The sequence below is a fragment of the Priestia megaterium genome (genome assembly GCF_009497655.1).
In the GTDB taxonomy this organism is placed as follows: Bacteria; Bacillota; Bacilli; order Bacillales; family Bacillaceae_H; genus Priestia; species Priestia zanthoxyli.
Window position 1 is genome coordinate 3,669,183 of the sequence record NZ_CP023317.1, and the last position, 12,361, is coordinate 3,681,543.

Below are 12,361 nucleotides of genomic sequence, written 5' to 3' on the forward strand. Positions count from 1 at the left end.
AATAATATAAAAAAATCGCCTCATCGAAGGCGATTTTTCTATCCTAGCATTATATCTTCGTTTGGATAGCGAACGGCTTCACGCTTTTGCTTAGATAATGAAAACGCAAGGGTTAATGGCCCCACTTTTCCTAAAAACATGATAAAGATAATAATCACGCGTCCAAAGTATGAAAGCTCAGGAGTTGCTCCCATCGATAACCCCACTGTTCCAAACGCAGAAACCACTTCAAACATAATTTTTATAAACGGCAGGTTTTCTGAGATATTTAATAGAAAAATGGCCCCAAACACAAACATAATCGAAATCATCGTAATGGCTAGTGCCTTAAACACATGAAGAGGAAGAAGCCGTCTCTTTAACAGCACAATATCTTCCCTGCTTCGTAAAAATGCCCATACAGAAAAGACAATCACCACAAACGTTGTTAGTTTAATACCTCCTCCTGTTGACGCACTCCCTGCACCTATGAACATTAACATAACCATTAAAAATATGGTGGAATCATGTAGACTTCCTATATCGATACTATTAAAACCTGCTGTGCGTGTTGTTACCGCTTGAAAATAAGACGCCCACACTTTGTCTCCTAATGACAAACTTCCAAGTGTATGTGAATTGCCGTACTCTAAGAAAAAAATAAAAAGCATGGCAATCACGTTAATGGCAAACGTGCTGATAATCATAATTTTTGAATGCAGCGTTAGTTTTTTATACGATTTTTTTACCCACATATCAGCAAGAACGGTAAATCCTAACCCACCAATAATAAACAAAAAGGAAATCGTTATGTTAATAACGGGATCTCCTACATACTGAACTAAGCTGTCAGATAATAGTCCGAACCCTGCGTTATTAAAAGCTGAAATTGAATGAAACAAGCTAAAGAATAGCCCCTTAGACCATCCGAATTCCGGAACCCAGCGTATCGCTAAAAAGATAAGTGCAACAAACTCAATTAAAAATGAAAAGATAAACAGCCTTTTAACTAGCAGGACAACTCCGCCGACGCTCGTTTGATTTAATGCCTGCTGAACGAGCATACGCTCTTTAAATCCAATTTTTTTACCTAGCATCATAAAAATCAGCACGGCAAATGACATAATGCCAAGACCGCCTATTTGAATTAACAGCATAATAATCGTTTGACCGATGACGGTAAAACGCGTACCTGTATCTACGACGGCTAAGCCGGTCACTGTCATAGCGGAAGTAGATGTAAAAAGGGCGTCTACCCACCGGATTGGCTCAGTAGTAGAAAAAGGCATCATTAATAAAAGAGCACCAATAATAATTCCTCCGCCAAAAATGGAGACAAGCAGCTGCGGCGGCGTAAGCCTAACAATTTTTTTTTTCATAAGTTAAACTCCTTCTTCTTCAAAACGGTTTAAATCGCGATTATGTCCGATAACAATCAGCATATCTCCTTGTTCAATTGTTTCATGCGCCGTAGGCGAAATCACCATTTCCCCGTCTTTTCGCTGAAAACCGATAATATTACAGCCGTACTTTGCACGAATATTTAAATCAAACAGCGTTTTATTATGAAGTTTCTTAGAAGCGACAATTTCAACAATACTATAGTCTTTAGACAGTTCAATATAGTCAATAATTTTTTCTGACACCACGTGATGAGCAATCCGCTTCGCAATATCGCGCTCAGGATGAATGACTTTGTCCGCTCCTATTTTCTCCAGCACTTTTTGATGATACATATTCACCGCTTTTACCCATACTTGCTTAACGCCCATATCTTTTAAAAGCATCGTTGCAAGCACGCTTGCTTCGATATCGTCTCCAAACGAAATAAGAGCATGATCAACGTTACGAATGCCTAGCCCTTTTAAGCTAGCTTCATCAATTGCGTTCGCTTGCACGACATATGTAGCTGAGTTGCTATATTTCTTTACTACCTCCTGATTGCGGTCAATAGCGAGCACATCCACATCCAAATTAGCAAACTCTTCAACCAAACTGCCTCCAAAACGACCTAATCCCAATACAGCAAACTGTTTTTTCATAATGTATTTATTCCTTTCTTCAACTGCTGTGTGTTCTCTTAGCTTATACTTTTTCTAAAAAATTACATGTTTTTCTTAAAAAAAGCGCAAAAAAACACAGGAAGGCTCCTGTGTTTTTTCACACTCTTCCCCCTCAAAACGCTTGCGAAGTTAGCTGTCGGGTTCGGGTTTTAAGAGTAACCCTACCTTTTTAAGGATTCACCCCGGAGCACAATATGTGCGTAAATAATGGGTCCTCCGCTCCGTAATGGATTAAGCGATTTTTATTCAAATGTCTATGATCTATTTTTTAGAATAATCGATTCGATTCATGATACGTTTCACTTCACGAAAGCTATCTTACTCCTGTGGATTTTGTCTGTCAAGATATTTTTAGGGAAGACATCACTTGCGCTGCAAACTGCAAAAATCATATAAATCTAAACTGACAATCAGTTTGTGAAATTGATCAAACAAATTAATAACAGCCAAAAGCTCTAATAGCTGCGTATCACTGTAAAATTTCTTTAATTGATCCATATCAGCATCCGTCAAATCCCTTGGACGCACTCGGTATACATCTATAAATCGAAACAGCAGTCGATCTTTTTCTTCCAGCTCTTTTTCTCTTAACACTTTTTGATTAAGCGTCTTATCGCCTACATATGACATGCTCATACACGTCTCACAGCCGTTAACACCTGCTAGATAAAGCCTGATTTTTTCCTTAGTCTCTCTTTTTATTATATCACTGTTCCAAAGCTTGTCGTATAGCTCATCATACAACCTTTTTACATCTGGAATTAAATTCAGTGCTTTTTCAAAATTTGTTCCCTCTTCGTTTGTTAACAAAACTCTTGCCATTTTTTACTCACTCCTTTTTAATTATTATAGTAAGAAAAATGGAGATTTCAGATAACAAATAAAACATATTATCTGCTGTTACTAATCAAATGAAACATTAATATGAAAGAAGGTTTTCAATTGAAAATTGATGAAATTGATTTATCGATTTTGCAGGCACTGCAGCAAAACAGCCGTCTTTCCTTAAGAGAGCTAGGAAAACAAATTAACCTGTCTCCTCCTTCAGTGGCAGAGCGAGTAAGACAGCTAGAGAGCTTTGGTATTATAAAAGGATATACAATCGATATTGATTATGAAAAGCTGCAGTTGCCCGTCTCGTGTTTTATTGAAGTAACCATGAAAAACGGAGAGCACGAGCGTTTTAAACGATTTATTTCTCAGTATCCCTATGCTTTATTCTGTGAACGCATCGCCGGACAGGCTTGCTTCATTACAAAGCTTCAGCTTCCTCACCTGCACGTACTCGAGCAATTTATTAACGAAATTACACCTTATGCCAAAACGATTTCACACATCGCCCTTTCTCACGTGGAGATGTCTTCTGCATTATTGAGTCATTTAAAAGATGAAAAGTGATTGAAACATACGTTCACCGTACTAACGAAAAGATCCGAACGATTCATCGTTCGGATCTTCTTTCCACTAAACTACTTCTGTCCTAGCCTCTTTTATTCGTCCAAAAGCATAAAAAATAACCCTCCAAAGCTGGAGGGTATAAATTTTCCGAATAATGAAAGTTTTACAACTTCATTCTATCAGGTACCGACATTTCTGTCTACTTAAAAATGTAAAAGAGCTCTCTATTAATAGAAAGCTCTTTTACCTGCTTGTTTTTTGAAAACAATCAATCTATATAAAAGGGAACTACCTAAGGCTGAAAGTCACGTGAAACCTTGGCAGTTGATCCTGGATATACCGGTTGATATGATTCAAAACAAGTTCTTTCATCATTTCTTCTTTGACTTCTGATTCCGTTTTTTTATCTTTTTGTTTTAAAATAAGAATATAATAGACTTTACCCATTTTAATGGGCTTACTACACTCTCCGATGTGCTGTTTTTTTAAAACATCTATAAAAGAGGGAGATAGATTCGAAAGCTTTAGATTATCATCATTCTCTATTTTGCTGATGGTCTGGACATCAGCATATTTTTTTTGAACGTCTTGAAGCGATGTTCCTTTTTGCAGCTCAGCCGCAACGGTCTCGGCATCATGTAAAGTTGTAAAAGTTAGCTGCGAAAAAGATACGCGCGTTACATCGTTCTCAATACGTGTATAGTAAGCGTCTAGTTCATCAGACGTAATTTGTTTACGGAAATATTCTTCTAATTTAAACTGATTTATTAGCTGTTTAGTTACATCGCTAGAACGAATGTGCAAGACTTCATAGCCTTGTTTTCTTGTATCTTCGTCATATGAACGTTTGATTTGTTTCCACATATCCTCGACTTTTTTCTGTACCCTGTCACTTGTCTTTAGATGCGAAATTAAGATTTTTTGCATGACAAGCTGCCGCAACAACTCTTTGCGGTAGCTTGTATCATTTAGCGGCGCATCGGGATTTAAGAACCCTTCAACTGCTAAAAAACGATTGAATTCAGCTCCTGTCACCTTTCCTCCTTCATACGCTGCCACTTCTTTGGCAGAAGATAGCTGACTAATTTCTACAGAAGGAAACATCGTGTTTGAATGCTTCCCTCCGCAGCCTGTTAAAAATCCGAACGCTGTTAATACTGCTAGCAGCAGCTTTAACGGTGCTGAACTCATCCATTGTTATCCTGCTGCTCTGAAAGCTTCAGAGAAATAGTTTGTTTTTTTCCATTTCGGTACACGTCTAATTTTACCGTGTCTCCTACTTTGCGTTTTGTGTATAGATATTGACGTAAATCACTGGATGTTTTGACTTCATTTCCATCGATGGCAACAATCACGTCTTTTGATTGTAAACCAGCATCAGAAGCAGAAGAGAACGGTTCAACCGTCGTTACGACAACTCCTTCAGACGTATCGCTTGTTAGGCCTAGCTGATCTTGTTTTGTTGCAGCTGAAAGCTGACCTACATCTTGAAGACCTACCCCCATATATGGACGCGTTATTTTTCCGTTTTTCATCAGCTGTTCAATCGTTGGCTGCACTTCATCACTTGGAAGAGCAAAGCCGATTCCTTCTACATTGTCTTCTGAAATTTTCATACTGTTGATACCAACTACTTCACCGGAAGAATTGATCAAGGCACCGCCGCTGTTTCCTGGATTAATCGCCGCATCCGTTTGAATTGCATCTACGTTCCAATTCTCTGAAATAGGGACAGAGCGTTTTGCTGCGCTCACGATACCTTGTGTGACCGTACGAGAAAATTGTTCACCAAGAGGGTTTCCGATTGCAAGAACCGTTTCACCCGCCACTAAATCTGATGATTTTCCGAACTTCGCCACTTGTTCAACATTTTTGTCGGACATTTCAAGCACCGCTAAATCCGTTAGCGCATCAGCTCCCACAATTTTAGCTTTTTCTTTTTGCCCGTTTGAAAGTGACACTTCTACTTCGCTTGCGCCATCGATAACGTGGTTATTTGTTACAACGTATGCTTTTCCATTTTCTTTTTTGAAAATAACACCGGAACCCGTTCCTGCTTCTTGCGTTTGGGTATCTCCAGAAAATGGATTTGTTTGCTGCTGGATGTTGTTCACGCCTACAACAGCGGCTGATACTTTATTTACAACTGAAACAAGATCTGACTGATTCACGGTGGTGCTTACTGTTCGAGGCGTTGTGCTCGTTGTTGTTGCGGTTTGAGTCTGCGTTGTTTGATTCACTGTATGCGTATCCGCTGAATCCATTAACCCTAGCTGCGGAGCGCCGTATAGCACAATTCCTCCCCCTAGCACTGCTCCCGCGATGGAAGATGCGATCACTGGAAATAAGCGTCTTTTTGGAGGCTGTGATGATGACGCAGGCTGATACTGATCATAGCGCCGCTGGCGGTTTTCATATTCTTCTTTTCGTTCTTCCTCTCTTTCATAATCACGTGGATCCATGAAAATCACTCCTTTTAACGTAGCAAATTTTATGTTATCTATACTATAAAATAAAAGTTTGGGATAAGTATCAAAACAATATGTGAAATTGTGAAAAATTTCTTTATAACAGCAAACACGTAGTATAATAGCGGGTACATAAACCTTTAAAGAAACGCGCATAGATGGCGTAATATGCTTTATTTACCTTAATTTTCATATATTCAGAGGAAGGTGTCAAATTTGAGCTTTACACTATATTTAGTAGAGGATGAACAAAATTTAAACGAAGTTTTAACCCTTTACCTTCAAAAAGAAGGCTGGGACGTTCGCTCATTTTTTAACGGCACGGACGCAAAAGAAATGATTGCAACTCCTCCGCACCTGTGGATTTTAGATATTATGCTGCCTGATATTGACGGGTATCAGCTCATTCGCGAAATCAAGCAGCAAACGCCACATGTGCCTGTTATTTTCATTTCAGCACGCGATGCCGATATTGACCGGGTTCTTGGACTTGAAATGGGCAGCGACGACTATTTATCAAAGCCTTTTTTGCCTCGTGAACTAGTTATTCGAGCAAACAAACTGCTAAACCTCGTATATGGTTCCAATCAAAAGAAAACCGATACCATTACGCTGACTCCTTATGAAATCGATTTACATACGCGTACAGTCAGTGAAAATGGAAAGCCGATTGATTTGACGTCTAAAGAATTTGATTTTCTTGTCACTATCTCAAAAGACCTTGGACAGGCTTTTTCAAGGGAGCAGCTGTTGAATCTCATTTGGGGAGAAGATTATTTCGGCACAGACCGAGTGGTGGATGATTTAGTGAGGCGCGTGCGTAAAAAAATGCCGCAAGCACGAATTGAAACGATTTACGGATACGGATACCGGATGATGAAAGCATGAAAAACAAGTCGCTTGCATTTCAAATTTGGCTCGTCATCTCGGGTATTTTACTGCTCATTTCAATTTTGCTCGCTATTTTATTCCCAACGACGCTCAGGCAGTTCTTCACGAATGAAATTTATACCACTATTGAAAATGAACAGCATATTTTAAAAGAATACGGCCTGCCAAGCCGCTCAGGTGAATACTACTTTAGCAATGAAGACAGTGAACCAACGCTTGGCAATCGAACCGTGGATCATATTTTATTGCCTGAACATGCGGATATCTCTTATTTTTCATCACGGGTGTTGCCTCAAGACTTTTTGAGAAAAGCACAGGAAGATGCAATCAGTCAGCGGAAAATCGTCGCTCGCTATGAAAAAGATCTCGGCAACCGGACGCTTTTTTATGTGATTCGAAAAGTAAGCGTAAACGGACAGCCTGCTTTTTTACTTTCATTTTCGTGGGATACGTATCGCAACGCGCTCACTTCTACTCTTTTTAAACAGCTGCTTCTTGTCATTTCAATTGTATTTCTATTCAGCTGGCTTCCATCTATTTGGCTATCAAGATACTTAAGCAAGCCGCTTGTATCGCTTGAAAAAGATGTAAAAAAAATCGCCGAACAAAATTGGCATGAACCTGTTACAGTCAACCGTTCCGATGAAATCGGCAAGCTAGGCGCGTCCATCGAGCAAATGCGCAAAAGGCTCGTATCTAAAGATGAAGCACAGCAAACGCTGCTTCAAAATATTTCACATGATTTAAAAACACCGGTAATGGTTATTCAAAGCTACGCTCAGTCGATTCAAGACGGCATTTATCCAAAAGGTGATTTATCCCAAACGGTAAAAGTCATTGAAGATGAATCCAAAAATCTTGAGAAAAAAATCCGCGATTTGCTTTACTTAACCAAGCTTGACTATATGTCCACTCACCAGCTTGCACAAGACGACTTTGATTTTACTGCACTTCTTCATGAAGTAGTGGATCGCTTGCGGTGGAGGCGCCCTGAAATACAGTGGGAATTTGACGACGTAAATGCAACGATTAAAGGAGACAAAGAGCTGTGGACAAAAGTCCTTGAAAATGTACTCGACAATCAGCTGCGCTATGCTGATACGAAGGTTTCACTTTCACTTACTAAACACCAAACGAACGTTCAATGTACCATCAGCAACGATGGTCCGCCGATTGATCAAAGCGTGCTTCAACACTTGTTTGAACCGTTTAAAAAAGGAGCAAACGGTGAATTCGGTATTGGCCTAAGTATCGTAAAGCGTATTGTTACGATGCACGATGCAGCCATTACGGCTGAAAACACAGACGCCGGAGTGACGTTTTCACTTACTATTCCTATATAAACTAAAAAGGCAAGGGAGTCGACTCCCTTGCTTTTTTATGAAAAAACCGATGTATATGCATAAAGAGCTGGTGAACCCCCAGAGTGAATGAACACCACATTCTCATCTTTTTTAAAATAACCTTTTCGAATTAAATCAATCAGGCCGGCCATCGCTTTTCCCGTATACACAGGATCCAATAAAATTCCTTCCGTACCGGCCACAAGTTTGACTGCTTCCACCATCTCTTCTGTTGGAACAGCATAGCCTGGACCGACATATTCATCCATACAAACAATATCTTCTTTTTTAAAAGGCGTTTTGCTATGTAAATGATCATAAAGTTCACTCGTCAGCTTGGCAACTTTCATTTCTTGCTCTTCTTTAGCACGACTCACATTCATTCCAATAACAGACACCCCGCTTTGAAGGCCTTGAAAGCCTGCCACTAGCCCTGCGTGCATGCCTCCGCTTCCGCTTGTGCAAACTACGTGGCTAAGCTTTATTTGTTGCTCATAGCTTTGCATAAGCAGCTCCTGTGCGCAGGCAGCGTAGCCTGTTGCACCGATAACATTTGAACCTCCTACGGGGATTAGGTACGGCTTATGACCTTTTTCACTTAGCTCGCGCGCTACTTTTTCCATTTCCGCTGTCAAATCCGAACCTTCAGCGACAAACCGCATGTCATGAGCCCCTAATAAATGATAAAGAAAATAGTTTCCCGTCGGCTGATCACTTGCTTTATTTTCCCCTTCTTCTAATACGAGCACGCATTTCATTTGCTCTTTTACGGCAGCAGCAAGCGTCAAACGACAGTGATTGGATTGTATCGCACCGCACGTTACAAGCACGTCTGCCCCTTGTGCTTTTGCATCAGCTACTAGATATTCAAGCTTACGCGTCTTATTTCCGCCCCCTGTCAGTCCAAGCATATCATCGCGCTTCATATAAATTGAAGGTCCGTTTAACTGCTGAGATAAAACCGATAGCTTTTCTAAAGGTGTAGGGGAATCCGTATATTTTCTTCTAAAAAATTGCGTTAAGTTCATGCTCTCATCCTCTCTTTCATATTTGTTCTATTTTACCATATAGAAGCTTTTGAAGAGCTTTTTACGAAAGGGCTTTCTATAACTTGTATACATAAGAACAAGTAGTCAACATACATTAAACCATATAAACAGTTTGAAGGAGTGTTTTCAATGAGTGAAAAAGCAGTACTTTGCAGCGTCTCACGAGTAGTCAAATCACAGCACATTTTTCCAAATGACCTAAACAATCACCACACCCTTTTTGGCGGCAAAATTGTCGCTGACATGGACATGACGGCTTCTCTTTCAGCAGCTAAACATTCCAGAAAGTCGTGTGTTACAGCTTCCATTGATCATGTTGACTTTATCGAGCCCGTCACAGAAGAAGATTTTATTTCATATGAGGCATTCGTTGTTGTCACAGGAAAAAGTTCCATGATTATTTTTGTTAAAGTCATTGCCGAAAATTTGTTAACGGGCATTAAACGTATTGCTGCTACTTCTTTTCTTACCTTCGTCGCATTAGAAAATGGGAAGCCTGCTCCCGTTCCTCAAGTTATTGCTCAAACTGAAGAAGAAAAAAGCCTTCAAAAAGTAGCTCTTGAACGAAAAGAGTCCAAAAAAACGCAGGTTGAGCACAGCAAAGCAATTGCGCGCATCTTATCTAAATCTTTGCGCAGCAGTAATTAAGCTCTTCATCTAAAAAGCAGCTGTCTGCTTTTTAGACGAAGTTTTTTAATTTTCACATTGTTATTTAATGTGATATGCGATATATTGGTTTTATGAAAAATAACATTCAACCTCTCAAACGACTTTCCCTACGGGAGGAAGTCTATCAAACACTTAAACACAATATCGTTATGCTTGAATTTCAGCCGGAACAAAAGCTTCAGGATAAAGAACTGGCTGAGCAATTTGGAGTTAGCCGCACTCCTGTTCGAGAAGCATTAAAAAGGCTCGAAGATGAAGGCCTTGTACAAACGACACCTGGTTCTTCTACAAAAGTGGCTCCATTAAACCTTGAGGAGGCAAAACAATCCTTTATTGTCGTCGCAGCTCTTCATGCACTTGCTGCTAAGCTGGCTTGTACTTCGTTACAAGAAGAAGATATGGGCGAACTAATCAAACATAATCAATCTCTAGAACATGCAATCAAAACAAGAAATGTACTGAAAGCGATCGAAGCGGATGAAGCATTTCATTCCGTTTTTTTAAACCGGGCGAATAATTTAGAGCTAGAACGTGTTGTAAAACAAACAAGCGCCAAAATTCAACGTCTGGAAATCGCTCGCTTTTCTTCTCTTGCTAGCCTTGCTTCCGTTGATCAGCACAAAGAAATCATAAATGCTTGCCGTCAAAAAGATTCCGCACTGACATCACAGCTTGTCGAAACAAACTGGCTGACACTAGGTGAAGCGCTGACAAGTGAGGAGGAAGCAAAGTGAAGCCTCTTTTATTAGGCGTTGCTGCATCATTCTTTTTTGCTTTTACATTCGTTTTAAATCGAGCGATGGATTTATCTGGAGGCAGCTGGGCGTGGAGCGCATCTCTACGCTATTTTTTTATGGTACCTCTTTTGCTTATGCTTGTTTATTTTTGGGGTGGCATCAAACCTGTGGTGGCAGAAATAAAAGCCCAGCCGCAAAAATGGCTGCTATGGAGCACGGTCGGATTTGGCTTATTTTACGCTCCTCTTTGTTTTGCTTCCGCCTACGGTCCCGGCTGGCTTATTGCAGGAACTTGGCAAATCACGATTTTATCGGGGTCTCTCCTAGCTCCTTTGTTTTACAAGGAAGGAAAAAAGCGAGGAGCCATTCCTTTCAAGCAGCTAGGTTTTTCGCTTATTATTTTAATAGGAGTTGTGCTCATGCAGCTTGAGCATGCGACTGAACTGTCGGCGGCTACTGCCTTGCTTTGTACGATTCCCATTTTAATTGCGTCTTTTGCGTATCCGCTTGGCAACCGTAAGATGATGGAGCTGTCGTCGCTTAATACGTTTCAGCGCGTGCTTGGAATGACGCTTTCAAGCCTGCCGTTTTGGATTATTCTTTCTGTCTATGCCTACTTGACCGATGGACTACCAAAACCAACTCAGATGTATCAAAGCAGTTTAGTTGCTTTACTTTCAGGAGTGTGTGCAACGATTTTATTTTTTGCGGCAACTGACCTTGTGAAAAAAGATTCTCACAAGTTAGGTGCAGTTGAAGCTACACAATCGATGGAAGTTTTATTTGCCCTGCTAGGAGAGGTCTTCCTTCTATCAAGTCCTTTGCCATCGATTCTTTCTTGGGTTGGAATGGGAGTTATCGTAGCAGGCATGGTGCTTCACAGCTACCAAACGAGTCATAAAAAAGCTATACCTCAAAAAGAATTGACCTACTAATCAATAACAAAAAAGAGCGTCTCAGTCGGCGCTCTTTTTGTTTATACAACAGATCTTCTTTCTAAATTGAAGACATTAACCTGCTCAGCATCAAAGCGGCTTAGCAACGAATCTACTCCGTACTCAAGTGCAAAAGCACGTTCATTTTCTGAAATCGGAACGGCCTGCAGGAACGTTACTTTTTTATCAGATAGTTCAATCGTTGAAAAATTATCCCATAAAAACGGCGGAATCAGCAAAATGTGCTGCATATGAAAGCTGTCATCAAGGACTGCAATAACGTCTTTATAAATAGCTCCTGGGAAAATGGAGACATGAGATTTCATCATATGGAAAATACAGTTTGCTAAAATAGCAGAATAAATACCGAACTCCTCATGACAAGCCCCAACAATTTCAATTCGAAGCGGGATCCCTCCAACTGTATAACCTGTCGGACATTGATGTCCACCGAGCGTTGCATACGCGGTTACGTCTTGACGCGGATGATTTTCACATGCCACAACGTGAATACCATGCTTTTTTCGTTCATCTGAATAATCTTCAATTCGGTCCTTTTGACCAAATACATCTATTGCTTTATGTATAATTAATTCTTCATCTTTTGTAAAATTACTCATAAAAAACCTCCTTGCTTGCGACCTTAAAAAGTCCCCTACCGTACAGCATATACTACCGCACTCGCTTACGATATAGTTTTTAGAAAATGTGATAGAAATGTTATCGTTTCGTAACATACTATGAAATTGTCTCAAGAAGCAAACAAGAAACCTTAACCAATTTTTTCTTTTCCCATAAAAAAATAGAGCCTGCACCATGGCAGCCTCTA

13 protein-coding genes and 1 riboswitch are annotated in these 12,361 nt (G+C 40.1%); of the genes, 6 read left to right on the forward strand and 7 right to left on the reverse strand.

What is annotated here, in order from left to right; genetic code table 11:
- Window positions 1–38: 38 nt before the first annotated feature.
- The 3 genes from CEQ83_RS18835 to CEQ83_RS18845 all read right to left on the reverse strand — a co-directional run bounded on the left by CEQ83_RS18835 (window position 39) and on the right by CEQ83_RS18845 (window position 2,864).
- A complete protein-coding gene (locus CEQ83_RS18835) occupies window positions 39–1,358 on the reverse strand; it encodes a TrkH family potassium uptake protein (protein WP_028415013.1) in 1,320 nt (439 codons plus the stop codon).
- Window positions 1,359–1,361: 3 nt separating this feature from the next.
- Entirely contained in the window at window positions 1,362–2,021 is a 660-nt protein-coding gene (locus tag CEQ83_RS18840) for a potassium channel family protein (protein WP_098999628.1), read from the reverse strand.
- A gap of 124 nt (window positions 2,022–2,145) precedes the next feature.
- Window positions 2,146–2,290: riboswitch (cyclic di-AMP (ydaO/yuaA leader) on the reverse strand.
- Between the two features lie 115 nt (window positions 2,291–2,405).
- Entirely contained in the window at window positions 2,406–2,864 is a 459-nt protein-coding gene (locus CEQ83_RS18845) for a carboxymuconolactone decarboxylase family protein (RefSeq protein ID WP_108674284.1), read from the reverse strand.
- Window positions 2,865–2,984: 120 nt separating this feature from the next.
- On the opposite strand from CEQ83_RS18845, the gene CEQ83_RS18850 reads away from it, so the two are divergent.
- Window positions 2,985–3,440, forward strand: coding sequence for an Lrp/AsnC family transcriptional regulator (locus tag CEQ83_RS18850; protein WP_028415016.1), 456 nt, complete (start codon window positions 2,985–2,987; stop codon window positions 3,438–3,440).
- A gap of 288 nt (window positions 3,441–3,728) precedes the next feature.
- Here CEQ83_RS18850 and CEQ83_RS18855 read toward each other — a convergent pair whose 3' ends face one another.
- A complete protein-coding gene (locus CEQ83_RS18855; protein WP_108674285.1) occupies window positions 3,729–4,631 on the reverse strand; it encodes a peptidyl-prolyl cis-trans isomerase in 903 nt (300 codons plus the stop codon).
- Entirely contained in the window at window positions 4,628–5,902 is a 1,275-nt protein-coding gene (locus CEQ83_RS18860; protein ID WP_028415018.1) for a S1C family serine protease, read from the reverse strand. The genes CEQ83_RS18855 and CEQ83_RS18860 overlap by 4 nt, the downstream gene beginning before the upstream one ends.
- Window positions 5,903–6,124: 222 nt before the next feature.
- On the opposite strand from CEQ83_RS18860, the gene CEQ83_RS18865 reads away from it, so the two are divergent.
- Both CEQ83_RS18865 and CEQ83_RS18870 read left to right on the forward strand, forming a co-directional pair.
- Window positions 6,125–6,796: a response regulator transcription factor gene (locus tag CEQ83_RS18865; protein ID WP_028415019.1), complete on the forward strand. Its 672-nt coding sequence runs from the start codon at window positions 6,125–6,127 to the stop codon at window positions 6,794–6,796.
- Window positions 6,793–8,142 carry a sensor histidine kinase gene (locus tag CEQ83_RS18870; RefSeq protein ID WP_028415020.1) on the forward strand — a complete coding sequence of 450 codons (1,350 nt, stop codon included), beginning with the start codon at window positions 6,793–6,795 and terminating at the stop codon, window positions 8,140–8,142. The genes CEQ83_RS18865 and CEQ83_RS18870 overlap by 4 nt, the downstream gene beginning before the upstream one ends.
- Window positions 8,143–8,177: 35 nt before the next feature.
- Here CEQ83_RS18870 and cuyA read toward each other — a convergent pair whose 3' ends face one another.
- Window positions 8,178–9,170 (reverse strand): D-cysteate sulfo-lyase, encoded by a 993-nt coding sequence (cuyA, locus tag CEQ83_RS18875; protein ID WP_108674286.1) that lies wholly within the window; start codon window positions 9,168–9,170, stop codon window positions 8,178–8,180.
- A gap of 150 nt (window positions 9,171–9,320) precedes the next feature.
- Between cuyA and CEQ83_RS18880 the strand changes: the two genes are divergently transcribed.
- The 3 genes from CEQ83_RS18880 (at window position 9,321) to CEQ83_RS18890 (ending at window position 11,532) form a co-directional block, all read left to right on the forward strand.
- The gene (locus CEQ83_RS18880) at window positions 9,321–9,839 is read left to right on the forward strand and encodes an acyl-CoA thioesterase (RefSeq protein WP_028415022.1); all 519 of its coding nucleotides are present in this window, start codon (window positions 9,321–9,323) and stop codon (window positions 9,837–9,839) included.
- A gap of 74 nt (window positions 9,840–9,913) precedes the next feature.
- Window positions 9,914–10,594: a GntR family transcriptional regulator gene (locus CEQ83_RS18885; RefSeq protein ID WP_028415023.1), complete on the forward strand. Its 681-nt coding sequence runs from the start codon at window positions 9,914–9,916 to the stop codon at window positions 10,592–10,594.
- Window positions 10,591–11,532 carry a DMT family transporter gene (locus tag CEQ83_RS18890; protein ID WP_108674287.1) on the forward strand — a complete coding sequence of 314 codons (942 nt, stop codon included), beginning with the start codon at window positions 10,591–10,593 and terminating at the stop codon, window positions 11,530–11,532. The genes CEQ83_RS18885 and CEQ83_RS18890 overlap by 4 nt, the downstream gene beginning before the upstream one ends.
- A 41-nt stretch (window positions 11,533–11,573) precedes the next feature.
- Here CEQ83_RS18890 and CEQ83_RS18895 read toward each other — a convergent pair whose 3' ends face one another.
- On the reverse strand, window positions 11,574–12,152 hold the full coding sequence (locus tag CEQ83_RS18895) for a suppressor of fused domain protein (RefSeq protein WP_013084584.1): 579 nt from the start codon (window positions 12,150–12,152) through the stop codon (window positions 11,574–11,576).
- Window positions 12,153–12,361: the final 209 nt, after the last annotated feature.

Excerpts from the sequence above, each read along its gene's own strand:
- CEQ83_RS18855 (WP_108674285.1), bottom strand. The coding sequence starts at position 4,631 with ATGAGTTCAGCACCGTTAAAGCTGCTGCTAGCAGTATTAACAGCGTTC.
- CEQ83_RS18860 (WP_028415018.1), bottom strand. The coding sequence starts at position 5,902 with ATGGATCCACGTGATTATGAAAGAGAGGAAGAACGAAAAGAAGAATAT.
- CEQ83_RS18835 (WP_028415013.1), bottom strand. The coding sequence starts at position 1,358 with ATGAAAAAAAAAATTGTTAGGCTTACGCCGCCGCAGCTGCTTGTCTCC.
- CEQ83_RS18895 (WP_013084584.1), bottom strand. The coding sequence starts at position 12,152 with ATGAGTAATTTTACAAAAGATGAAGAATTAATTATACATAAAGCAATA.
- CEQ83_RS18845 (WP_108674284.1), bottom strand. The coding sequence starts at position 2,864 with ATGGCAAGAGTTTTGTTAACAAACGAAGAGGGAACAAATTTTGAAAAA.
- CEQ83_RS18840 (WP_098999628.1), bottom strand. The coding sequence starts at position 2,021 with ATGAAAAAACAGTTTGCTGTATTGGGATTAGGTCGTTTTGGAGGCAGT.
- cuyA (WP_108674286.1), bottom strand. The coding sequence starts at position 9,170 with ATGAACTTAACGCAATTTTTTAGAAGAAAATATACGGATTCCCCTACA.
- CEQ83_RS18870 (WP_028415020.1), top strand. The coding sequence starts at position 6,793 with ATGAAAAACAAGTCGCTTGCATTTCAAATTTGGCTCGTCATCTCGGGT.
- CEQ83_RS18880 (WP_028415022.1), top strand. The coding sequence starts at position 9,321 with ATGAGTGAAAAAGCAGTACTTTGCAGCGTCTCACGAGTAGTCAAATCA.
- CEQ83_RS18885 (WP_028415023.1), top strand. The coding sequence starts at position 9,914 with ATGCGATATATTGGTTTTATGAAAAATAACATTCAACCTCTCAAACGA.